This window comes from Pseudomonas fluorescens group sp. PF-69 (assembly GCF_054481235.1).
On the sequence record NZ_JBTMNC010000001.1, the window covers coordinates 4,213,204 to 4,234,397 of the forward strand.

18 protein-coding genes are annotated in these 21,194 nt (G+C 61.1%); 10 read left to right on the forward strand and 8 right to left on the reverse strand.

Annotation, left to right across the window (positions count from 1 at the left end; genetic code table 11):
- Position 1: 1 nt before the first annotated feature.
- The 4 genes from ACX3YF_RS19845 (at position 2) to ACX3YF_RS19860 (ending at position 5,622) form a co-directional block, all read left to right on the forward strand.
- Entirely contained in the window at positions 2-2,473 is a 2,472-nt protein-coding gene (locus ACX3YF_RS19845) for an ABC transporter permease (protein WP_458974134.1), read from the forward strand.
- Positions 2,463-3,536, forward strand: a complete 1,074-nt coding sequence (locus ACX3YF_RS19850) for a lipocalin-like domain-containing protein (protein WP_458974135.1) — start codon at positions 2,463-2,465, stop codon at positions 3,534-3,536. Before ACX3YF_RS19845 ends, ACX3YF_RS19850 begins: the two co-directional genes overlap by 11 nt.
- Before the next feature lie 162 nt (positions 3,537-3,698).
- Positions 3,699-4,292: a hypothetical protein gene (locus tag ACX3YF_RS19855; protein WP_130209935.1), complete on the forward strand. Its 594-nt coding sequence runs from the start codon at positions 3,699-3,701 to the stop codon at positions 4,290-4,292.
- 652 nt (positions 4,293-4,944) lie between these two features.
- Positions 4,945-5,622, forward strand: a complete 678-nt coding sequence (locus ACX3YF_RS19860; RefSeq protein WP_458944822.1) for a type 1 glutamine amidotransferase domain-containing protein — start codon at positions 4,945-4,947, stop codon at positions 5,620-5,622.
- Between the two features lie 88 nt (positions 5,623-5,710).
- On the opposite strand, the gene hglS is transcribed toward ACX3YF_RS19860, so the two are convergent.
- From hglS to ACX3YF_RS19875, 3 genes are all read right to left on the reverse strand, one after another.
- Positions 5,711-7,093, reverse strand: a complete 1,383-nt coding sequence (gene hglS / locus ACX3YF_RS19865) for a 2-oxoadipate dioxygenase/decarboxylase HglS (protein WP_130209937.1) — start codon at positions 7,091-7,093, stop codon at positions 5,711-5,713.
- 104 nt (positions 7,094-7,197) lie between these two features.
- A complete protein-coding gene (locus ACX3YF_RS19870; protein ID WP_196587181.1) occupies positions 7,198-8,154 on the reverse strand; it encodes an alpha/beta fold hydrolase in 957 nt (318 codons plus the stop codon).
- 22 nt (positions 8,155-8,176) lie between these two features.
- Positions 8,177-9,631, reverse strand: a complete 1,455-nt coding sequence (locus tag ACX3YF_RS19875) for a flavin-containing monooxygenase (RefSeq protein ID WP_458944823.1) — start codon at positions 9,629-9,631, stop codon at positions 8,177-8,179.
- Between the two features lie 190 nt (positions 9,632-9,821).
- Here ACX3YF_RS19875 and ACX3YF_RS19880 point away from each other — a divergent pair, with 190 nt between their 5' ends.
- Entirely contained in the window at positions 9,822-10,895 is a 1,074-nt protein-coding gene (locus ACX3YF_RS19880) for a diguanylate cyclase (RefSeq protein WP_458974136.1), read from the forward strand.
- Positions 10,896-11,577: 682 nt separating this feature from the next.
- Here the strand turns inward: ACX3YF_RS19880 and ACX3YF_RS19885 are convergent.
- The 3 genes from ACX3YF_RS19885 to ACX3YF_RS19895 form a co-directional block, all read right to left on the reverse strand.
- Complete coding sequence (locus tag ACX3YF_RS19885; RefSeq protein WP_130209947.1) at positions 11,578-12,447, reverse strand: isocitrate lyase/PEP mutase family protein; 870 nt, start codon at positions 12,445-12,447, stop codon at positions 11,578-11,580.
- A gap of 136 nt (positions 12,448-12,583) precedes the next feature.
- A complete protein-coding gene (gene astA / locus ACX3YF_RS19890; protein WP_458974137.1) occupies positions 12,584-13,618 on the reverse strand; it encodes an arginine N-succinyltransferase in 1,035 nt (344 codons plus the stop codon).
- A gap of 61 nt (positions 13,619-13,679) precedes the next feature.
- Positions 13,680-14,696: an arginine N-succinyltransferase gene (locus tag ACX3YF_RS19895; RefSeq protein WP_458974138.1), complete on the reverse strand. Its 1,017-nt coding sequence runs from the start codon at positions 14,694-14,696 to the stop codon at positions 13,680-13,682.
- 525 nt (positions 14,697-15,221) lie between these two features.
- On the opposite strand from ACX3YF_RS19895, the gene ACX3YF_RS19900 reads away from it, so the two are divergent.
- Together ACX3YF_RS19900 and cobF are read left to right on the forward strand one after the other, a co-directional pair.
- The gene (locus ACX3YF_RS19900) at positions 15,222-15,797 is read left to right on the forward strand and encodes a histidine phosphatase family protein (protein WP_449105837.1); all 576 of its coding nucleotides are present in this window, start codon (positions 15,222-15,224) and stop codon (positions 15,795-15,797) included.
- Positions 15,794-16,549 (forward strand): precorrin-6A synthase (deacetylating), encoded by a 756-nt coding sequence (cobF, locus tag ACX3YF_RS19905; RefSeq protein ID WP_458974139.1) that lies wholly within the window; start codon positions 15,794-15,796, stop codon positions 16,547-16,549. Before ACX3YF_RS19900 ends, cobF begins: the two co-directional genes overlap by 4 nt.
- Here the strand turns inward: cobF and ftrA are convergent.
- Positions 16,518-17,507, reverse strand: a complete 990-nt coding sequence (gene ftrA / locus ACX3YF_RS19910; RefSeq protein WP_196586842.1) for a transcriptional regulator FtrA — start codon at positions 17,505-17,507, stop codon at positions 16,518-16,520. The two genes, cobF and ftrA, sit on opposite strands and share 32 nt — an antisense overlap.
- Positions 17,508-17,608: 101 nt before the next feature.
- Between ftrA and ACX3YF_RS19915 the strand changes: the two genes are divergently transcribed.
- Entirely contained in the window at positions 17,609-18,043 is a 435-nt protein-coding gene (locus ACX3YF_RS19915) for a rhodanese-like domain-containing protein (RefSeq protein ID WP_130209959.1), read from the forward strand.
- A 38-nt stretch (positions 18,044-18,081) separates the two neighbouring features.
- Here the strand turns inward: ACX3YF_RS19915 and ACX3YF_RS19920 are convergent, their stop codons facing one another.
- On the reverse strand, positions 18,082-18,726 hold the full coding sequence (locus ACX3YF_RS19920) for a type 1 glutamine amidotransferase (RefSeq protein WP_130209961.1): 645 nt from the start codon (positions 18,724-18,726) through the stop codon (positions 18,082-18,084).
- A 319-nt stretch (positions 18,727-19,045) separates the two neighbouring features.
- Here ACX3YF_RS19920 and ACX3YF_RS19925 point away from each other — a divergent pair, with 319 nt between their 5' ends.
- Together ACX3YF_RS19925 and ACX3YF_RS19930 are read left to right on the forward strand one after the other, a co-directional pair.
- Complete coding sequence (locus tag ACX3YF_RS19925; RefSeq protein WP_288098614.1) at positions 19,046-19,825, forward strand: ABC transporter substrate-binding protein; 780 nt, start codon at positions 19,046-19,048, stop codon at positions 19,823-19,825.
- Positions 19,826-20,024: 199 nt separating this feature from the next.
- Positions 20,025-21,137 (forward strand): succinylglutamate desuccinylase/aspartoacylase family protein, encoded by a 1,113-nt coding sequence (locus tag ACX3YF_RS19930; protein WP_458974140.1) that lies wholly within the window; start codon positions 20,025-20,027, stop codon positions 21,135-21,137.
- The last annotated feature ends 57 nt before the right edge of the window (positions 21,138-21,194 follow it).

Sequence of the window (21,194 nt, forward strand, 5' to 3'; positions counted from 1 at the left end):
GATGCGTATCTTCGGCCAGACCCTGCACGCGTTGCTGAGCCATTGGCGGCTGCATCCGGTGCAGTTTTTCAGTGTACTGACCGGTTTGTGGCTGGCCACCAGTCTGCTGACCGGCGTGCAAGCGTTGAACAGCCAGGCGCGGGACAGCTATGCCCGCGCCAGTCAGTTGATCGGCGGTGAACCCCAGGCCAGTCTCAGTGCGCCGGGGGGCGGGACGTTTTCCCAGCAGTTGTTCGTCGACTTGCGTCGCGCGGGCTGGCCGGTGTCGCCGGTGTTGCAGGGTCGGCTGACACTTCAGGGGCATGAGGAGCAGCGGCTGCAACTGATGGGCATCGAGCCGGTGTCACTGCCGGCCGGTGCGGCGGTGGCCGGGCAGGCCCTGGCCATCGAACAGGTGGTCGGCTTTTTCACGGCGCCGGGCAGCACCTGGATTTCGCCGCAGACGCTAAAGGCCCTGGGGCTGAGCGAAGGGGCGCGCCCGCTCGCGGCAAATGGTCAGGTGCTACCGCCATTGCACGCGCAAAGCGACATGGCCCCCGGGGTGTTGCTGGTGGACATCGGTTTCGCCCAGCCGATTCTCGGATTGCCGGATCAGTTGTCGCGTCTGCTGCTGCCCAAGGGCTTCACCGCGACGCTGCCGGAGGCGTTCAAGGGGCAACTTCAACTCAAGACCGCTGGCGAAGAAAACAATCTGGCGCGCCTGACCGAGAGCTTTCACCTGAACCTCGATGCCTTGGGCTTTTTGTCGTTCGTGGTCGGCCTGTTCATCGTTCACGCCGCCATCGGACTGGCGCTGGAGCAGCGTCGAGGTTTGCTCAGAACCCTGCGTGCCTGCGGGGTGAGTTCGCGGATGCTGATCGCCTGCCTCGGCATCGAATTGGGTGGGCTGGCACTGATGGGCGGAATGGCCGGCGTGGTGAGCGGCTATTTACTGGCCAGCGTATTGCTCCCGGATGTCGCCGCCAGCCTGCGCGGGTTGTATGGCGCCGAAGTGGCGGGGCAGTTGAGCCTGAGTCCGCTGTGGTGGCTCAGTGGAATCGGCCTCAGCTTGCTCGGTGCCTTGCTGGCCGGTGCCAACAGTTTGTGGCGGGCGGCGCGTTTGCCGTTGCTGGCGCTGGCCAATCCGCAGGCCTGGCATCAGGCCCATGCGCGCTGGCTGCGGCGCCAGGGCTGGGTGGCGGCGGTGGCCTTGGTTGTCGCATTACTGGCGTTGCTGCGCGGTGACAGCCTGGCCAGCGGTTTCGTGCTGATGGCGACGCTGCTGCTGGGTGCCGCGCTGGCCTTGCCGGTGGTACTCAATACGCTGCTCAATGGCCTGCCGGGGAGCCGCCGAACGGTGCTGGGTCAATGGTTTCTCGCCGATTGTCGCCAGCAACTGCCCGCCCTGAGCCTGGCGCTGATGGCATTGCTCCTGGCACTGGCGGCGAACATCGGTGCCGGCAGCATGACCGCCGGTTTTCGCCAGACCTTCAGCGACTGGCTCGAACAACGCCTGACCGCCGAGTTGTACCTCAGCCCACTGAACCCGGCCCAGGCCCGTGACCTGCAAACCTGGCTCAAACAACAGCCGCAGCTCACGGCGGTGCTGCCGAACTGGCAGGTCTCGATCCAGTTGCAAGGCTGGCCGGCGGATATCTTTGGCGTGATCGATCACCCGACCTATCGCCAGCACTGGCCGCTGCTGGAAGCCCTGGGCGACAACCCCTGGGATCGCCTGGCCAAGGACGACGCGCTGATGCTCAGCGAGCAACTGGCCCGGCGTTTGAAAGTGCGACTGGGCGATCACCTGACGATTCCCACGCCCACGGGCCCGTGGTCACCGCGCATCGTCGGGATCTACGCCGACTACGGCAATCCGAAGGGCCACGTGCTGGTTAACGTCAACCACCTGCTGCGCGGCTGGCCGCAATTGACGCCGAACCGTTTCAACCTGCGCATCGAACCGGCGTCGATTGCGCCGTTCGTCTCAGCGTTGCAAGCGCGTTTCGCGCTGGATGACAGCCGCATCGTCGATCAGTCCCGGCTCAAGGGCTGGTCCACGCAAGTGTTCGAACGCACCTTTGCCGCCACCGCCGCGCTCAATAGCCTGACGCTGTGCGTAGCAGGTGTGGCGCTGTTCATCAGCCTGCTGACCCAAAGCCAAAGCCGCCTCGGACAACTGGCGCCACTGTGGGCGCTGGGCGTGACGCGCCGGCAACTGATGCTGCTCAACCTCGGGCAAACCTGGTTGCTGGCCCTGCTGACGCTGGTGCTGGCGTTGCCGCTGGGCATTGCCCTGGCCTGGTGCCTGGACGCGGTGATCAACGTCCAGGCCTTCGGTTGGCGCCTGCCGTTGCGGGTGTTTCCGCTGCAATGGCTGCAGCTGATGGGGCTGGCGTTGCTGGCAACGTTGTTGGCCTCGGCATGGCCGCTGTATTCGCTGTACCGCACGCAACCGGCTGACCTGCTGAGGACTTTTGCCCATGAGGATTAGGCTGGGCGTATGGCTGATCGCCGCCTTGCTTGGCGGTTGCGATCAGTCGGTGCCGGCAGGCAAAGGCTTTGCCGGCCTCGGCAATCAAGCGGCCGCCTTCACCCCGGTGGTGCCGGGTCGCGAGTTCGGTTTTCCGGCGGATCATGGCCCCCACGATGGTTTTCGCATTGAGTGGTGGTACGTCACCGCCAACCTCAAGGACGAGCAGGGCCGTGAGTTCGGCGTGCAATGGACGCTGTTTCGCAGTGCCCTGACAGCCACGCCCGAGCAGGCAGGTTGGGGGAATCAGACGCTGTGGCTCGGCCACGCGGCCGTGACTTCGGCCTCGGTGCATCACGCCGCCGAACGCTATGCCCGTGGCGGCGTGGGGCAGGCCGGAGTGAGCCTGACGCCATTCAATGCGTGGATCGACGACTGGCATTTCAGCAGTCAGGCAGCAGGTGCCGATCCACTGACCGACCTGCAACTCAGCGCCCGCGACAAGGTGTTCGGCTATCAACTGCGGCTGACATCGACAAAGCCATTGGTGCTGCAAGGGGATAAGGGGTTCAGCCAGAAATCCGAACAGGGCCAGGCGTCGTATTACTACAGCCAGCCGTTTTTCCAGGCCAGCGGCAGCCTGGAGATCGATGGCCAGCGCTATCAAGTCAATGGTCCCGCGTGGCTCGACCGTGAATGGAGCAGTCAGCCCCTGACTGCCAACCAGACCGGGTGGGACTGGTTTTCCCTGCATCTGGACAGCGGCGAACAGGTGATGCTCTATCGCATGCGGCAAAAGGACGGCGCTCCTTACCTGACCGGCACGTGGATTGACGCCCAGGGGCAGACGCAGTTGTTGAAGGCCGGCGACATCCGCCTGACTGCGAAGGGCAGCGCCAAGGTGGCCGGGCGTTCGATGCCGGTCAGCTGGTCGATTCAGATTCCCGGCAAGCACCTGGACATCGTCATCAGCGCCCTCAACCCCAACGCCTGGATGAATTTGCGCATTCCGTACTGGGAAGGGCCAGTACGTTTGAGTGGCAGCCATGGCGGACAGGGTTATCTGGAAATGACCGGGTATTGAGTCGGAACACCGAACGCCCCGACGAGGCCCGACCATCCGGCGAATCCACAGCGCAAGAAACCGCGAGCACTCCCTGATCTGCGTCTATGCTCATCGGCACGGTCGGCGCTTGATCGAGGTTGAGCGCCTTTCGCTGCCATTCTTCACAGGGAAAGTACCGCTATGAAACGTCACACACGCAAGCTCTCCACATTGACCCAGGCGATCAGCCTGGCTGCTGTGCTGTCCACTGCCAGCCTCAGCGCTTTCGCTGCGGACATCCCGTTGGCGGAATCCGTGATTTCCGATCATGTCACCACCAAAGTCGTGTCGGTCGACGTCCCCAACCGTCAGGTGGTGCTGGAAGGCCCTGAAGGCAATCAGGTGTCGTTGCAACTCACTGAAAAGGCCAAGAACCTGGACAAGCTGAAGCCCGGTGATCAGGTCAAGGTCGATGTCCTGCACTCGGTCGCGGTCTCTCTCGACACCAGCGTCGACAAAGGCCTGCCTGGCACTTCCGAATACGCAGGCGAAATACGCAATGCACCGGGCTCGGCCAAGCCAGGTGGAGAAGCCTACCGTCAAGTGAAGGTGGAGTTGCAGATCACTGATATCGATCTCAAGCACCATCGTGTCACTTTTAAAAACCCTGCCGGCCAGTCGAAAACGGTCGATGTCCAACGACCTGAAGTTCAGGCCAAACTCAAGGACCTGAAAAAAGGCCAGAGTGTGGTGGTGACGTATACCGATGTATTAAAAGTAACAACTTTGAAATAAATGGATATTTGGTTTGCAGGGTGATTGTTCTTGTATAAGCGTTGTACAAGAACAATCTGCTATTCAGAAATGAGCGGGTGAGTTTGAGTTTGTTTGAATAAATTGTCCGCTGATATTTCAGTAATAGATGTGACTGCAAATTTCATGTTGTAAACGCGGACTTTCCCGGCGACATCAATTAAAATGCGTCTCGTTCGCCCAGCGCAGAGGCTCTTTACCAGTGCAAGGATTGCCGAGGCCAATGCACTGGGCGAACTCTTTGATCAACAGTCAGTTCTGCCTGTTTTCTTCATGTTCCCCCCCCCAAGAAATAAATCGATCGCCCGCGCAAGTCGGTATTGATTGCGCTTGTGCCGACTTTCCCGATTGGCAATGAACGCCACTCATCGAACGCTGAAGTTCCGGATATTTCATCAAGTCCAGGCCATGTTGCGGTCGCTGAAAAGCAGCGCTTGCAGCTGTTTGAAGCGCGACTTGTTTTGAGTTCAATGTGGCTATCGACAGGCGATTTCGCTTGTCACGCAGTATGCTTGGCACCCGGCAAGCCGAACGATCAGCACCGCGCGAAGGTCATACGGCAGGATCGGTGCGCAGCCTTGTGCGCATCACGGCTAAAGCCCCCACTGCAGTCCCGAGACGGAGTGAAGACGACATGAAAATCCTGATGGTTTTAACGTCCCACGATCAATTGGGTAACACCGGCAAGAAAACCGGGTTCTGGCTGGAAGAATTCGCCGCCCCGTATTTCGCCTTCAAGGACGCCGGGGTTCAGTTGACCCTGGCCTCGCCCAAGGGCGGCCAGCCACCGCTGGACCCGAAAAGCGATGAGCCGGACGCGCAAACCGAAGCCACCGAGCGCTTTCGCAAGGACTCCGCAGCACAGTCGGCGTTGGCGTCGACGGTCGTGCTCAGTTCGGTGAAGGCCGACGATTACGACGCAATCTTCTACCCCGGCGGCCATGGGCCGTTGTGGGACCTGGCTGAAGACAAACATTCGATCGCCCTGATCGAAGCGTTTTACAAGGCGGGCAAACCGGTCGCGGCGGTGTGCCATGCGCCGGGCGTGTTGCGTCATGCCAAGGGCGCCGATGGTCAGCCACTGGTCAAGGGCAAGAAGGTAACGGGATTTACCAACAGCGAAGAAGAAGCGGTGCAATTGACCCACGTCGTGCCGTTTCTGGTGGAGGACGAACTCAAGGCCAAGGGCGGAATTTATTCCAAGGGGCCTGACTGGGCGAGCTATGTGCTGAACGATGGTCTGTTGCTGACCGGTCAGAATCCGGCGTCGTCGCAAGCGGCTGCCGAAGCCTTGTTGGCGAAACTGAAGTAGATACTGCTTTTGTCGGAGCCTGGCTTGCCAGTGATGGCGCAGGCGAAATCGCTATCGCTGGCAAGCCAGGCTCCCACAGTTCCGTGTGTTAGAGAGTGCTTAATTCGGCGAAACACTGCTCGATCGAGCGCCGCTGCGTCTCGGCATACAACCCCAGTTCATCAATCGTCGGACGGCCCAGGGCCTGCTCGAACGCTTGCTGGTTGGAATGCACGCCGTAGTGGGTTTGTGCCGCATCCCCCAGGTTTGACTGGAATATCCCCGCCGCACTGACCGGCAGAAAATCTTCGTACACCAAGGGTTCGACCCGCAGATAGCCACCGCTGACCAGGTCTTCCAGCGTCAAGGTGTTCAGCGCCTTTGCGGCCAGGCCTTTTTCCGTCACGAAATAGCGAAAGTACGCCAGGTCCTGTTGGCGCATGCCTTCATAGGTGTCGGGAAACTCGCTGAAATGTTGCACCATCAGCGCGTTGTAGCGTGCAGCGTTGGCTTCGTTGGGGAAATCCTTGAGCTCATCGCGTGCCGCATTGAGCAAGCGGTCGTACAGCGCCCGTCCTTTAGGGGTGAGGGCCGCGCCGCGTTGTTCGATTTCACCGAAGCGGGCGCTGTGGCTGCCCCGGGCCTCGGCCTGATCGGTGAACGCGATCGGCTCGTCGAGTGCCTTGAAACTGGTCTGGCGCAACAGGATCGGGCACTGGCGGCGGGGCGGGCCTTCGATCACGGCTTTGGGGGTGATGCCGCGCGCCGGCATTTGCGCCTGGACGATATCGATGTCCAGGGTACGTGGCGTCAGGTGATTGATGTGCGGCCCCTTGAAGGCCACCACATCGGCAATCAGGCGATGCTGGGCGCTGAGCTGGCGATACTGTTCGGCGGTGACGGTAGCGCTGTGATGCCAGCGGAAGGTTTCCAGCGCGTGCACGACGAAATCCCGGGCTTGCGCTTCGGTGAGGCCGCCCTGGGTTTCGGCGCAGTCGATCAGGGTCAGCGCGGTGGGCGTGAAGATCGAGCGCTTGTCGAGCGTCGATTGGGCGAATGCCCGCAGCTCCGGGTCTTCGATCAGTTCCAGGCGCAACAGCGAGGTGAATACCCGGAACGGGCTGACTTGCAGCGCCTCTTCATGCACGGCGCGAAACGCGGTGGAGTGCACCGGTACCCCGGCCGGCGTCAGGTCGTAATAACCCACCGGTTGCATGCCCATGACCGCGAACAGACGGGCGAGGGTTGCCAGTTCTGCCGCCGTGCCGACACGGATCGCGCCATGGCGCTCCAGGTCCAGGCGCTCGATTTCGCCGGTGCTGTTCAACTGCCGGGCCACTTGCGGATCGCTGTCCAGCACATGACGGTTGGTCTGCTCCACCAGTTCCATCAGCGCGCCGTACAGGGGCACCTCTTCGCGGTACATGTCGGACATCGCTTTGGAGAAGCGTTGGCGGATCAGGTCGGGGCTGACGAAGTTCGGATGATTCATGAACACAATTCCTGGCGCGGTGACGTTGAGCAAAAGATCGCAGCCTTCCGCGTCGCCGACAAACGAAGTTTCTGACGAACTTCATTCTGCAAAGGACTGCATCCTCAGTGCAGGCGTTGATCCTGAGGGCTTTCCGAGCGCAGGGATGCCAAAAACTCCCGATACAGGCGTGCAGAACCGGCTGGCGCTTCGACCATGGGCATGTGCCCGATGCCCTCCCAGATTTCCACGCGCAGATTGGCCAGGCCTTTGCTCCAGATGGCCACGCTGCTGACGTCGATCAAGCGATCCTTGCGTCCCCACAGCAACAGCGCCGGCGCCGTTATGCCTGGAAGCTTCGGCTCCATCGGTGGGCTGGCGCGAAAGTCGCGGAAGATTTCTTCCAGTTCGTCACGTGCCTGTTCATAGCGATGGGCCATGGCGTCCAGCACCACGCGCGGCACCCAGGGAGGGGAGGCCATGGTCATGCCATAGAAGTATTTGAATTCTTCCCGGGAGTTGATCAGGAACGGGTTGTGGCCCTTGGCCAGGTGCCGTTCCAGGTCACTGGGTTCGGGCGCGGTGACACCCGCCGGGTCGAACAGGGCGACCGAGGCAATGCGGTCCGGATACGTGGCCGCCAACCATGCCGCGATATAGCCGCCCATCGAGTTGCCGATCACATGGACCTTGTCGACCCCACAGACATCGAGCAGCTGGATCATGCGCTTGGCCTGCAGCGGGATGTCATAGCCGCCGCCTTCCTTGAAGCCGGTTTCGCCATGGCCGGCGATGTCGGGGATGATCACCCGGTAGCTGCCGACAAAGTGCCGGGCAAAACGCAGCCAGAGATTTTTGTCGGCACTGAAGCCGTGCAGCATCAAGACGTTGCTGGACGCCTCATAAGGGCCGCCTTGCCAGGTCGAGACGGTCATTTCGGAAATGGGCACGACGATCTTGTGCAACTTGTACAGCCTGGCCTCGGTGGCCACGCTCAAGTCATAAAGCCAGTAGCCGACGGCCGGGTAACTCAACCAGCTCCAGGCGGCAAAGACCGCGATAGCGACAACCAGTAAAAGCATCAGGCGTCTTCCTTCTAACGGTTCAGGACAAGATGTGATCGGCGGGTTTCAGGGCTCGGGTCAAGCGATGGAAGCTGAAACTGAACCCCGGAAACATGGCAATCACATGACCGCTCTTGCTTTGATACCAACTGTGGCAGCCTCCTGACTTCCACACGGTGCGTTCCATTTCTCTATGGATCATTTCAGTGTAGGTACGTTCTGCCTCGGGGCGTACTTCAATGCTGCGCAAACCTCGTGATTCAAGGGTGCGGATGCAGTCGAGGATGTAATTCATCTGCGATTCGATGATAAACAGCGCCGACGTGTGGCCGATGCCGGTGTTCGGACCGGTGACGATAAACAGATTGGGAAAGTCCGGCAGGCTGGTGCCGAGGTAGGCACGGGGGAACTGGGCCCAGACATCTTTCAGGCGAGTGCCATGCTTGCCGGTGACCGGGTAGGAGATCACCCCGTCGGTGGCGTCGTAACCGGTAGACCAGACGATCAGGTCCACATCGATGTGCTGCCCGTCCTGCATGACGATGCCGGTTTCATCGAGGGCGGCAATGCCTTGTTCACGGCTGTGCAACGTCACATTGCTGCGCCCCAGTGCCGGGTACAGCGTGCTCGACAGAATCACCCGTTTGCAGCCGATGGTGTAGTCCGGCGTGAGTTTTCGCCGAAGTTCGGCGTCCGGTACCTGGCGTTTGATAAAGCGCAAGGCCTGGTGCTGGACCATGCGTATCGCGGGTTTCGAGTATTTGAAGGCAATCACCCGGGTTTCGAATTGCCAGTAAATCAGCCAGCGCAGCAACTTGTAGGCTGGTTTAAGCCCGAGCAACCAGCGCTGGAAACGGCCAAACGCGCGGTCAGCCCGAGGCAACACCCAATGCGGCGTACGCTGGAATACGTGCAGGTGCGCGACATCCGGGGCGATCGCCGGAATCACCTGGGCCGCACTGGCGCCACTGCCGACGATGGCCACGCGTTTTTGGCGGTAGTCGTAGGTGTGATCCCAGTTGTTGGTGTGAAAAGTCTTGCCCCGAAAGCGTTCCTGGCCCTCGAAGCGTGGCACCACAGGCTGGCTCAGGGGCCCGGTGGCATTGATCAGGAACTGCGCGTAGAAGGTGCCCTTGCCGGCCGTGTGGACCGCCCAGCGTTTGCTTGCGTCGTCCCATTCGACGCGTTCGACATTGGCCTGCAGTTCCACCCGATCGCGCAGGCCGAAGTGCTCCACGACATAGCGGGTGTAACGATGCAGTTCGGCCTGTTCGGCGAACATCTGCGTCCAGCGGTAGGGCGCGAAGGACAGCGAGTAAAGGGGCGAGGGCACGTCGACCGCCGCGCCGGGATAGGTGTTCTGGCACCAGGTGCCACCGAAGAAGTCACGCCGCTCGAGCAGGCGAAAGTCGGTGATGCCAGCCTTGAGCAAGTTGACCGCCGCACACTGACCACCAAAGCCGCTACCTATGATCAACACCCGAAAGGTCTGCATGGGCCTCCTCTTTCTCGTTTTCGCGTCAAGCCTGTCTTCATGTATAGCCAAACATTGAGCGTACGCTCGACGGCTATGCCACGGTATTCATCCCGCCCACCGGTGATGGCTATTTGACGTTACCCTGTTAGACTCCGAAAGATACGCGCAACCCTGGAATCATCAGGTACCGCTCTGTGGAGAGGTCCCAATGGGAAAGACGGGAGTGAAAGGACTTTCACTGGCCAGGAGGCTCTACACGTCGCGCATGCTCGGCCTGGTGCTGGGTCTGTTGTGCGTGAGTGTGGCGATGTACCCCCTGAACCCGGCGCCCTGGGTCTGGGCACTGATGCTGTTCAACGGTCTGATCTGGCCGCACCTGGCCTATCAATGGGCGCGTCGGGCCAAGGCTCCCTATCATGCCGAACACCGTAACCTGCTGGTTGACGCCTTTCTGGGTGGCTTCTGGGTGGCGGCCATGCAGTTCAATCCGCTGCCCAGCGCGACCACCATTTCCATGATGGCGATGAACAATGTGGCGATCGGCGGCTTGCGTTTTCTGTTGGCGGGCAGCGTCACGCAGATCCTGGGGATCGGCATCGGATGGCTGATTTTCAAACCGCTGTTCATTCCAGAAACCAGTCAGTTACAACTCTACGCCTGCTTGCCCCTGATGTGTTTTTACCCGCTGGCGCTGGGCTGGCTGTGCTTTCGCCAGGCCCATACCCTCGGCCGGCAAAAAAGTGAATTACTGGCCCTGAGCCGAACCGACAGCCTGACCGGTCTGCTCAACCACGGCGCCTGGAAGGATCAACTGGAAATCGAGTTTCAGCGTTGCCAGCGCCAGCACCAGGGCGGGGCGATTGCGCTGATCGACATCGATCATTTCAAACACATCAATGACACTTACGGTCACGTCGCGGGCGACATCGTGTTGCGGCAGCTGAGCAAGATGCTCAAGCAGAACCTGCGGGCCACCGATGTGGCCGGGCGTTATGGCGGTGATGAGTTTTGCGTGATTCTTCCGGATTTGCCCTTGAACAACGCGGCGGCGGTCATGGAAGCGCTGCGTGATCGCTTTGCCACGTTGGGTTATGAGCAGAATCCGGCGCTGAAAGTCAGCCTGAGCATCGGCCTGGCTGCGTTCAACCCTGGCCACAGTGACGTGACCTCGTGGCTCGGCGATGCCGACCAGGCATTGTACGAGGCCAAGACGACGGGGCGTAACCGGGTCATTTGCTGCAGCGATGGTCGCTCTCGGTATGAGTTGCTCGATTCGGTTTGATGTTGGTTGAGGCAGCCTGCCTTGCTCCCCGATTCCTTGGAGCTGGCTTGTCGGGGCGCCGCATCGCAGCGAAGGCGGCCTGACAGCCGACCTGTGTGTTGTTGACCGCGTACATATCCGTTGCTGCGGTAACGGCGGCTGACGGTTTCGCCCTTACGGCGAGTCACTTTTTTTACAAGCGCCTAAAAAAAGTAACCAAAAAAACGCTCGCCCCGAGCGTCCGGCCCCTCGCTTAGGCTCGGCGTTCCTTCGCTGCGGTATCCATCCGGGGACACTGCCCTCCGGTCGGCTTCGCTTCGACCTGCATGCAGCGTGTTCGACTGCGTCGAACGGCGCTGCGCGCCACTCCCCGGATGCACACCTCCACTCAGCCTCCCGAAGGGGCGGGTGGATCAAGATCAAAAGCTGCAGGCGAGCTAACGCTCGGCCTGATGAGTGGTGAGGAGCGGGTGGGTGTACGCCGTCGTGCTTTTCTGTGGGAGCTGGCTTGTCGGGGCGCCGCATCGCAGCGATGGCGGCCTGACAGCCGACCAATCATTTTCAGATGTACTCAATCCACTGTAGGAGCGAGCCCGCTCGCGATGAACGTCCGGGCAACGCGGGTATTCAGACAGCCCGCGTCGTCGTTGACGACCATCGCGAGCAGGCGATGGGGTTTCACGCAATTAACGTTTGCTCGCCATCACTCTTTTACGTGCATGAACTCTTCCGCCCAACGGATGTATTCCGCTGGTTGCGTATAGGTGTGAGTCAATTCCGTCGCGCTCAGGTCGGCGGCCTGGGTGAAGATCTGTCGTTGCTCGCGCAGGCTGTCGTAGGTGGCCTTGATCGCGGCGAAGTAGGCGCCGTGGCCGTCGATGACGACGCGCACGCCCAGTTCGGCCAGGCGTACATCATCACGCAACAACGGATTTCCGTAGGTCACGAGCATCAGCGGCACACTCAGGTGCTCGGCGATTTGTTCCAGATGGTCGAAATCCTTCACGCCAACCATGCAGATGCCATCCGCCCCGGCGGCCTGGTATTGCTTGGTGCGGCTGATGATTTCCTGCACCGGAAGAATCCCTGCGTGGGTGCGGGCGATGATTGCCAGTTCCGAGTCACACCGGGCTTCCAGGGCTGCGCGGATCTTGCCGACGCCTTCGGCAACGGTGATCAGGTCCGTGGACTTGCGGCCGAATTGCGCCGGCAGCAAGGTGTCTTCGATGGTCAGGGCGGCGACGCCGGCACGTTCGAGCTCGACGATAGTGCGCATGACATTGAGGGCGTTGCCGTAACCGTGGTCGGCATCGGCGATCACTGGCAGTTGGGCGACGCGGCCGATGCGGGTGGCCTGCTCGGCGAACTCGCTGAGGGTGATCAAGGCGAAGTCTGGGGCACCCAGTACCTGCAGCGACGCGACCGACCCGCCGAGAATACCCACTTCAAACCCCAGGTCCGCCGCGATGCGCGCCGACATCGGATCGAAGACCGACGCCGTGTGGTAGCAAGTGTTGGAAGCGAGTAATTGACGAAAACTGCGGCGCAAATCTTGATGAGAAAGCCTGGACATATGAGTTCCACCAATGGGAATGGAAGGGCTTGAGCAAAAGTGTCAACGCCGAAGACGTAAAAGGCTATCACGGGGGGCGGTCGAGAATGATGACGAATTTGCAGATGAAGCCCAACAGTTGGCGACGCGGTAGCGATTACGCCGCCACCGACTGCAACTGTTGCGGGCGCAGCGGTACGGCGCGGACCGAGTCACCGGGTTGCAGTTGCAGGCGTTTGACGGTGAGGCGGTCGACGATCAGGCGCTCGTCCACCAGGCGCGCCGGCGAGGCGGTGATGCGGCAGTTTTCCAGGCGACGGTTGTGGATCAGCCACACGGGAGCCTGGTCGTCCAGGGGGGCGATGGTCAGCTCCAGTAACTGACTGTCGCGCACGCCGCGGATGCTCGAAACGGGGGACTCGATCACCGGGCCGGCGTCGAAGATGTCGATGTAACCCTTGTGGGCAAAACCTTCGGCGGTGAGGATCTTCAGGGCCGGCCCGGCCTTCGCGTGAGGCTTGCCGATCACCGCCTGGGCCTGTTCGGTCAGCAGGCAGGCGTACAGCGGTTGGCGCGGCATCAGTTCCGCGATGAACGCTTTGTTGCCCAGCCACGACAAGTGATCGGCGTGCTTGAAGTCCATTTTGAAGAAGTGGCGACCGACGCTGTCCCAGAAGGGAGAGCAGCCTTTTTCGTCGGCACTGCCGCGCAGTTCGGCGATTAACTTGTCCCCGAACAGGTGCGCAAACTCGGCCACGAACAACAAACGCCCCAGGGACAGCAACCGGCCGTGATGGCTCTGACGTCGATCGGGCCGCAGGAACAGCGAGCGCAGATCCGATTGACCGGTCATTTCATTGTTCATGAACAAGGTCGGGATGTGCCGCTCGATGCCCAGGTCCGGTGATGAGCTGACCGTCAGCCCGACCCGGTAGCTGTACCAGGGTTCGCGCAGGCCCACGGCCCCGGTCAGGGCGCTGACGCCCACCACTTGCTGGTCGTCGTCTTCGAGGACGAACAGGTAATCGGCGTCGGCGCGCTCGACTTGTTCGGCGAAGGTTCTTTGCGCCCAGCGCAATCGGTGAAGCAGGTGCTCTTCGTTGGCCGGCAGCGACGTCAGTCCGCAACCAGCCTGGCGGACCAGTGCGAGCAAGGCGGGCAGATCCGTCACCTGGACCGGACGAACTATCATGCTGCAACTCCTTGCGCGAGCCTGCACGGGGACGGCCGTTGTGCGCGGTGAGGGAAGCGGATCACAAGGCAATCAGCCGGATCGGGCTGCCTTCGCTCACCTTCAGGGCCGCGCACATTTCGGCGTCCAGGGTCAGGGGCTGCCCGGCGCGGTAATCCAGGTCGGCGACGATGGCACGGTAATTCTCCAGCGAGTCATTGCAAAGCAGATAGCGGCCACGGGCGTCGATGGATGAGCCGGGTTTCACCGTGGCGGTCGCGCTTTGCGCAATGGAACGAATGCCAGCGGTGCGTGCATACAGCGTTGGGCCGCCGTCAAAGAGATCGACATAACTATTGGTTTGGAAACCCTCGCGCTCGAGGATATCGAAGGCCTCCTGGCCATCGGGGTGAACCCGGCCGATGCAGTCTTGCGCGGCCTGGGGCAGCATTGGCACGTAGATCGGGTATTGCGGCATCAGTTCGGCAAGAAACGCTCGACTCTCAAGCCCGCAGAGCCGCTCGGCCTCGACATAGGGCAGGTCGATGAAGTGCTTGCCCAGCGCATCCCAGAACGGCGAATGCCCGTCATCGCGGCTGAAACCAACGATTTCGCTGATGACCCCGTCGGCAAAGCGCGGCGCGTGGGCGGCGATGAACAGCAGTCGCGCCCGTGACAACAGTTCGGAGTACGCCGTGCGCACCAGCGTCGGATCGATATGAAAACCGCGCAGCAAGGTATGGCCGCCGAGGTCGTGGCACAGCGACAGAGCCGGCACGCCATGCTCGATGTTCAGCTCCCGCGAGGCACTGTTGAAGTGACGGTTGCGCAGGCTGTAGAACGGCTCGCTGAAACCCGCCATGGCGAGAATTTCCGAGCAGCCCGCCAGTCGCCGCGTCGTCGAGTCTTCCAGCACGAAGACGTAATTCTCGGGGCCCGGGCTCTGGACGGTTTGCTCGAACGAGGTGCATGAGTCGAGAATTTTATCGTGCAAGCATTCGCTGTCGTCGGGCAGCGACGTGATGCCCACCAGGCTTTCGCGGGCCAGCCGCTGCAATTGGGGCAGGTCGGTTAACACCACTGGACGCAAGACCAGCATGGATGCACTCCTGTATCAAAGCGTTCGGTGGCTGGCACCGAACCTGACAATCACTGTCGGTTTCCACGGATTGATCGGCGGTTGCCTTGTCGGACGCCGCTCTTTTTCAGGTGCTATTGCGGATTGACCGCGCGCGGTATCAGGTCTGCGTCGGGACTGATCGGGTGGCGCGTGGCTTTGGACGGTGAACTGTCCAGACGGGAGTCAATGATCGGGTCGTTAAATGAGCGCATCCGGGCTCCTGCTGGATGGGGCGATAATCCGTTGAAACCAGTATTTGATTAAGGCGCACTACATGTCTAGTTAATTTTGGTGCGGTTTTCCAACGCCGAAAATTGAGCGAAATGCCTGTACGCCGATGGCGACGGGGATGACGGCCAACCGTGTAGGGCATTGCCTATAAACAGATCGGAGACGGCTTTTGTTGTCAGACGAAATGCCCCTTCGACAACCTTTCTTGCGGCACAATTGCGCGACCACCGGCAAGTCGCCGTCCCTTACTTTCCATCGACAGAGTAATCCTTCGTGCAGGCGACCCGTTTGACCCTGATATGCCACGCTCGAACCGTCGCACAAAAATTGGCGAGGTTTCCTGCGGATGAACCTCTGGAGATGGATTGGCAATCGGTGCGGGGTTCCCGTCGTGCTCAATTCAAAAATGCTCCACGGCTGTTGTGCGGCCCGGAACTGCGGACCCGGCAGACCGCCGAACTGTTCGGCAGCCACGCTGAGGTGGTCGAGGCATTGCGCGATTGCGATGTCGGGCGCTGGAGCGGTCAGCGCATCAATGACCTGCAAAAATCCGAAGCGCAATGGCTGCAGTCCTGGCTCGCCGACCCGGCTTCGGCGCCCCACGGTGGCGAGTCGGTGAGCGAGGTGACTGAACGGGTGGTCGCCTGGCTGACGACATTGCAGGCGACACCGGGGCATGTGGTGGCGGTGACGCATCCGTTTGTCATCCGCGCCGCGCTGACGTACGTGCTGCACGGTTCGGCATTCAATCTGATTGATGTCGAGCCGCTGTCGAGCGTCGAACTCCGGTTCCAGGGTTGCTGGCGATTGCGCTTGGCGGGCGCTGAGCCCGAGGATAGATGCGGATGAAAAAACTCCTGGTCATCGGCATCGGCGCCGGCAACCCCGACTACATCACGATTCAGGCGGTGAAGGCGCTGAACAAGGTCGACGTGTTTTTCCTGATGGACAAGGGCCAGAGCAAGGACACGCTGATCGACCTGCGCCGTGACATCTGCGAACGCTACATCACCGATCGCCATTATCGCTTCGTCGAAGCCCGCAGCCCTGAGCGCGAGCGCGGGGATGTGGACTACAAGGCCAGTGTCGATGACCTGAACCTGGCCAGGCAGCGAACCTTCGAGAGGCTGATCAATGAGGAAATGTCCGACGACCAGTGCGGTGGTTTCCTGGTTTGGGGTGACCCGGCGTTGTATGACAGCACCCTGCGCATCTTGCAGGCGATTCTGGCGTCAGGCGCCTGTGCCTTCGAATTCGAGGTGATCCCGGGCATCACCAGCGTTCAGGCGTTGGCGGCGCAGCACAAAGTGACGCTCAATCAAATTGGCGGCTCGATTGAAATCACCACCGGCCGGCGCCTCGCCGCCGGTCAGGTGAGCGATGCCGACAGCCTGGTGGTGATGCTCGATGCCCAGGATGCCTATCATCAGGTGGCGGATCGTGAGACCGATATTTACTGGGGGGCCTACCTGGGGACGCCGGATGAAATCCTGATCAGCGGCAAGCTCAAGGATGTGGCGGATGAGATCGAGCGGGCGCGCAAGGCGGCCCGACTGGCCCATGGCTGGATCATGGACACCTATCTGTTGCGCAAGCCTTGACCCCACGCCCAAACCGCTCCCGATACACCGACGGCGGTACACCGACCACGCTGCGAAACGCCACCCGGAAGCTTTCCACCGAACGATAACCACAGCGCAGGGCAACCTGCTCGGTGTTTTGATCGGTGCTTTCCAGCAGTTCGCGGGCGCGGCCCAGGCGCTCATGTTGCAGCCAGGCCTTGGGTGACTGGCCGCTGGCTTCGCTGAAGCGGCGCAGGAAGGTTCGCTCGCTCATGGCCGCTTCGCTGGCCAGGTCACGTACTTCCAGCGGCTCATGCAATCGCTCCCGTGCCCACTGCATGACGCGGGAAAGATCACTGCGCGGCGCAGGACTGACCGGCGTCGGAATGAACTGCGCCTGGCCACCAGTGCGTTGCGGCGACATCACCAGCCGCCGTGCCACCGAATTGGCCACTTGTGTGCCGAAATCCCGAGCCACCAGATGCAGGCACGCGTCGATGCCGGCAGCGCTGCCGGCCGAGGTAATCAACTGGCCTGAATCGACGTACAACACATCGGGGTCCACCAGAATGTTCGGAAAGCGTTGCGCCAGCTCCGTGGTGTAGCGCCAGTGTGTGGTCGCACTGTGACCATCGAGCAACCCGGTGGCGGCCAGCACGAACACCCCGGAACAGATCGACAGCAACCGTGCGCCCCGGGCATGGGCCTGGCGCAGGGCGGCGAGCAGTGCCTCGGGCACCGCTGCCTGGCGGTCGCGCCAGCCGGGAATGATGATGGTCCGGGCCTGTTCGAGCAGTTCCAGGCCGCCATCGGCCAGCACCTGGATGCCACCCATGGCGCGCATCGGTCCTTGATCGACAGCGGCGACGCAATGCTCGTACCAAGGGAAATCGAACTCCGGCCGCGCCAGGCCAAAGATCTCGACGGCGATGCCGAACTCGAACGTACAGAGGCCGTCGTAGGCCAGAATGGCGACCGATCCTGGGGTAGGCTGCATTTGGCGGAAAATTCCCGGTGAGTGTCTTGTGCGCCACTTTAGCCGCAAGGGGCAGGCGAATAAAGTGTGTTCACACCCAACGACACTTAGGAGTACTGCCCATGACCAGTCTGGTTCGCGAAATTCCCGCCGCCCCCTCGGCCATTGCCCTGATGCACTTCAGCAATCGCCTGACGTTCGAAACCGATTGCTCCGACGTCCATGGCAGTCAGGCCGCTGGCGAAGTTGATTTCATTCTGTTGGACGTGCGCGGCCCGCTGGCCTTCGAGCGTGGGCATGTACCGGGGGCGATCAATATTCCGCGGCGATTGCTCAGCGCTGAAGGTCTGGCGTTTTACCCGAAAAACACCCTGTTCGTGGTCTATTGCGCCGGCCCTCACTGCAATGGCGCGAACAAGGCGGCGGTGAAACTGGCGGCGCTGGGCTATCCGGTCAAAGAGATGATCGGTGGCGTGACCGGGTGGCTGGATGAAGGATTTAAATTGAGCGCCGCGGTGCAACGTCCAGCCACAGCGCCGATTGGATGTGAATGCTGATCAACTGAGGTGAGGGAGCAAGCTCCCTCGCCACAGGTTTAGCGTGTGCCTGACGACGCGTGCCACCACCCATCCAGCGTCGCCTGCAACCACTCGAACACGGTTGCATGGGCGGCGCTGTCTTGCTGACCCCGCGGCAATGGCGATTCATCCGCAAAATGCTCATTCAGGACAGCCACCGATTCGGCGTTCCACTCCGGATGGAACTGCAAGCCCACCCGAGTCGGCCCGGCGCGGTACATCTGCTGTTCGCACTGCATGCTGCTGGCCAGCAGTTGCGCATTCGGTGGCAGGTCGATGGCGTCTTCGTGCCACTCCAGCACCTGCAGCGACTGGCCATCGACAAAGGTCACGGGCGTCCATCCGGTTTCCATTCTGTCCATCCGTCGCACATTCCCGCCCAGACTCAGTGCCAGTAACTGCGCCCCCAGACAAATCGCAAACACCGCTGCGCCTTGATCCAGGCTGGCTCCCAGCCACTGACGTTCGGTTTCCAGCCACTCTGGCCCGGCGTTGGCCTCATGAGGCCCACCCAACAGAATCACGGGGGCTGCACTCACGGGCGGCAACTGGCCGAGGTCGGCGCGAAATACATTCAGGGTCAAACCACGGGATTCGGCCCACAGGGCGATAGCGCCGGGACCTTCAGCGGGATGGTGCTGGATCAGATTCAAGGACGGCATCACGCATCTCTTCAGGGGCAGGTGGGCGGCCAATGTGCCGCAAAAAATGCTGGGTCGCCAGCGCGATTCTTCGGTCGGAATACAGCTGAATTCTTGTAGGTTTTTTTCGATTTGGCGGATTGTCTGACAGTCTTTGCACTGCGATGGCGCACGCCCCATCGGCCTTTATTCCTGCGGCCACTTTTATGTAAGTATTTGTCGCTTCAACACAATTTGCCCTCCTGAAGCCACTCTAGACTGCCGGCCACTTCGGTCTTTACCAGCCACAAGCTACCGACCGAACGCTGCCAATAAGAGCCTCCGCACACAGGAGTTATAAATGAAGAAGCTAGTGATGTTCGGTGCCCTGGCACTGTCGATGCTGTCCCTGACCGCCGTGGCCGAAGACGCCAAACCGATCCGTATCGGTATCGAAGCCGGTTACCCGCCGTTCTCGATGAAAACCCCTGACGGCAAACTGACCGGTTTTGACGTGGACATCGGCGACGCCCTGTGCGAGCAGATGAAAGTGAAGTGCACCTGGGTCGAGCAAGAGTTCGACGGCCTGATCCCGGCACTGAAGGTCAAGAAAATCGACGCCATCCTGTCGTCCATGACCATCACCGACGACCGCAAGAAGAACGTCGATTTCACCATCAAGTACTACCACACCCCGGCGCGCTTCGTGATGAAGGAAGGCACCGATGTGAAGGACCCGCTCACCGAACTCAAAGGCAAGAAAGTCGGTGTGCTGCGCGCCAGTACCCACGACCGCTTTGCCACTGAAGTGCTGGTGCCGGCCGGCATCGACCTGGTTCGCTACGGTTCCCAGCAGGAAGCCAACCTGGACATGGTGTCGGGACGCGTTGACGCGCTGCTGGCCGACTCGGTCAACCTGGACGACGGTTTCCTGAAAACCGACGCCGGTAAAGGTTTCGCGTTCGTGGGCCCTGAATACAACGATCCGAAATACTTCGGTGGCGGCGCCGGTATTGCCGTGCGCAAGGGCGATAAGGAGCTGGCGGACAAGTTCAACACCGCTATCACCGACATCCGCGCCAACGGCAAGTACAAGCAAGTGCAGGACAAGTACTTCAAGTTTGACGTTTACGGCGAGTAATCGAACCGTGCAAAAGGTGGCAACCGTTGACGCGGTTGCCATTTTTTTATGATTTTCAATCAGGCCGCGATTTCTTGTGGGAGCGAGCTTGCTCGCGAAGGCGTTGTGTCAGGCAACATCAATGTTGAATGTGCAGACCTCTTCGCGAGCAAGCTCGCTGCCACAAGGGATCTTGGTGCCGCTGATATCGGAGCGCCCCATGCAACGCATCAACCACTCTCTGCCCTGGAGCCATCTGGGGACCGAACGCACCCTCAGCGTGTTCCGTTATGGCGCGGGCACTCGCAAGGTCTACATCCAGGCCAGCCTGCACGCCGACGAGCTGCCCGGCATGCGTACCGCCTGGGAACTGAAAAAGCGCCTGGCCGAGCTGGAAGACCAGGGTCGGTTGCAGGGTGTGATCGAACTGGTGCCCGTGGCCAACCCCATTGGGCTGGATCAGCATCTGCAAGGCAGCCACATGGGCCGCTTCGAACTGGGCAGTGGCAAGAACTTCAACCGCTCGTTCGTCGAACTCAGCGCACCGGTGGCGCAGTTGATCGGTGATCGCCTGGGCAGCGATGCCGAGGCCAACATCGCGCTGATTCGCCAGACCATGGGCCAGGTGCTCGACAGTCTGCCGAGCCCGGCGTCACAGCTGGAAGCCATGCATCGCCTGTTGCTGCGCCACGCTTGCGACGCGGATATCACCCTCGATCTGCATTGCGACTTCGAAGCGGCGATTCACCTTTACGCCCTGCCGCAACACTGGCCGCAGTGGCGATCCCTGGCTGCGCGCCTGAAGGCCGGTGTCGCCTTGCTGTGCGAAGATTCTGGCGGCAGCTCGTTCGACGAGTCTTGTTCCTCGCCATGGTTGCGTCTGGCCAGGGCGTACCCCGAGGCGGCCATTCCACCGGCCAACCTGGCGACCACTCTGGAGCTGGGCAGCATGGGCGACACCCGCGTCGATCAGGCCCAAGCCAATTGCGAAGCCATTCTCGGCTTCCTCGCCGAACAGGGATTCATCCTGGGCACCTGGCCAGAGGCGCCTGTCGAATGCTGCGAAGGCATGCCGTTCGAAGGCACCCAATACCTGTTCGCACCGCATCACGGCGTGGTCAGTTTCCTGCGCGATGCCGGTGAGTGGGTGGAGAAGGGCGATGCGCTGTTTGAAGTGGTCGACCCGTTGAACGACAAGGTCACCACCGTTCGCGCCGGCACCAGCGGCGTGTTGTTCGCCATCGACCGCGGTCGTTACACGCAACCGGGCACCTGGCAGGCGAAAGTCGCCGGACGAGATCCGATTCGGGTCGGCAAGCTGATCAACGACTGAGCCGATTCACCTGCAAGCCAACGCCTTCACAGGGGAGTGCGTAGCCGGGAAGAGATG

What these genes read in the sequence shown, in the direction of transcription:
- ACX3YF_RS19880 (WP_458974136.1), top strand. Translation starts at nt 9,822, where the DNA reads ATGGGAAAGACGGGAGTGAAAGGACTTTCACTGGCCAGGAGGCTCTAC.
- hglS (WP_130209937.1), bottom strand. Translation starts at nt 7,093, where the DNA reads ATGAATCATCCGAACTTCGTCAGCCCCGACCTGATCCGCCAACGCTTC.
- ACX3YF_RS19850 (WP_458974135.1), top strand. Translation starts at nt 2,463, where the DNA reads ATGAGGATTAGGCTGGGCGTATGGCTGATCGCCGCCTTGCTTGGCGGT.
- ACX3YF_RS19895 (WP_458974138.1), bottom strand. Translation starts at nt 14,696, where the DNA reads ATGCTGGTCTTGCGTCCAGTGGTGTTAACCGACCTGCCCCAATTGCAG.
- ACX3YF_RS19845 (WP_458974134.1), top strand. Translation starts at nt 2, where the DNA reads ATGCGTATCTTCGGCCAGACCCTGCACGCGTTGCTGAGCCATTGGCGG.
- ACX3YF_RS19885 (WP_130209947.1), bottom strand. Translation starts at nt 12,447, where the DNA reads ATGTCCAGGCTTTCTCATCAAGATTTGCGCCGCAGTTTTCGTCAATTA.
- ACX3YF_RS19915 (WP_130209959.1), top strand. Translation starts at nt 17,609, where the DNA reads ATGACCAGTCTGGTTCGCGAAATTCCCGCCGCCCCCTCGGCCATTGCC.
- ACX3YF_RS19925 (WP_288098614.1), top strand. Translation starts at nt 19,046, where the DNA reads ATGAAGAAGCTAGTGATGTTCGGTGCCCTGGCACTGTCGATGCTGTCC.
- cobF (WP_458974139.1), top strand. Translation starts at nt 15,794, where the DNA reads ATGAAAAAACTCCTGGTCATCGGCATCGGCGCCGGCAACCCCGACTAC.
- astA (WP_458974137.1), bottom strand. Translation starts at nt 13,618, where the DNA reads ATGATAGTTCGTCCGGTCCAGGTGACGGATCTGCCCGCCTTGCTCGCA.
- ACX3YF_RS19855 (WP_130209935.1), top strand. Translation starts at nt 3,699, where the DNA reads ATGAAACGTCACACACGCAAGCTCTCCACATTGACCCAGGCGATCAGC.
- ACX3YF_RS19875 (WP_458944823.1), bottom strand. Translation starts at nt 9,631, where the DNA reads ATGCAGACCTTTCGGGTGTTGATCATAGGTAGCGGCTTTGGTGGTCAG.
- ACX3YF_RS19870 (WP_196587181.1), bottom strand. Translation starts at nt 8,154, where the DNA reads ATGCTTTTACTGGTTGTCGCTATCGCGGTCTTTGCCGCCTGGAGCTGG.
- ACX3YF_RS19920 (WP_130209961.1), bottom strand. Translation starts at nt 18,726, where the DNA reads ATGCCGTCCTTGAATCTGATCCAGCACCATCCCGCTGAAGGTCCCGGC.
- ACX3YF_RS19860 (WP_458944822.1), top strand. Translation starts at nt 4,945, where the DNA reads ATGAAAATCCTGATGGTTTTAACGTCCCACGATCAATTGGGTAACACC.
- ACX3YF_RS19930 (WP_458974140.1), top strand. Translation starts at nt 20,025, where the DNA reads ATGCAACGCATCAACCACTCTCTGCCCTGGAGCCATCTGGGGACCGAA.
- ftrA (WP_196586842.1), bottom strand. Translation starts at nt 17,507, where the DNA reads ATGCAGCCTACCCCAGGATCGGTCGCCATTCTGGCCTACGACGGCCTC.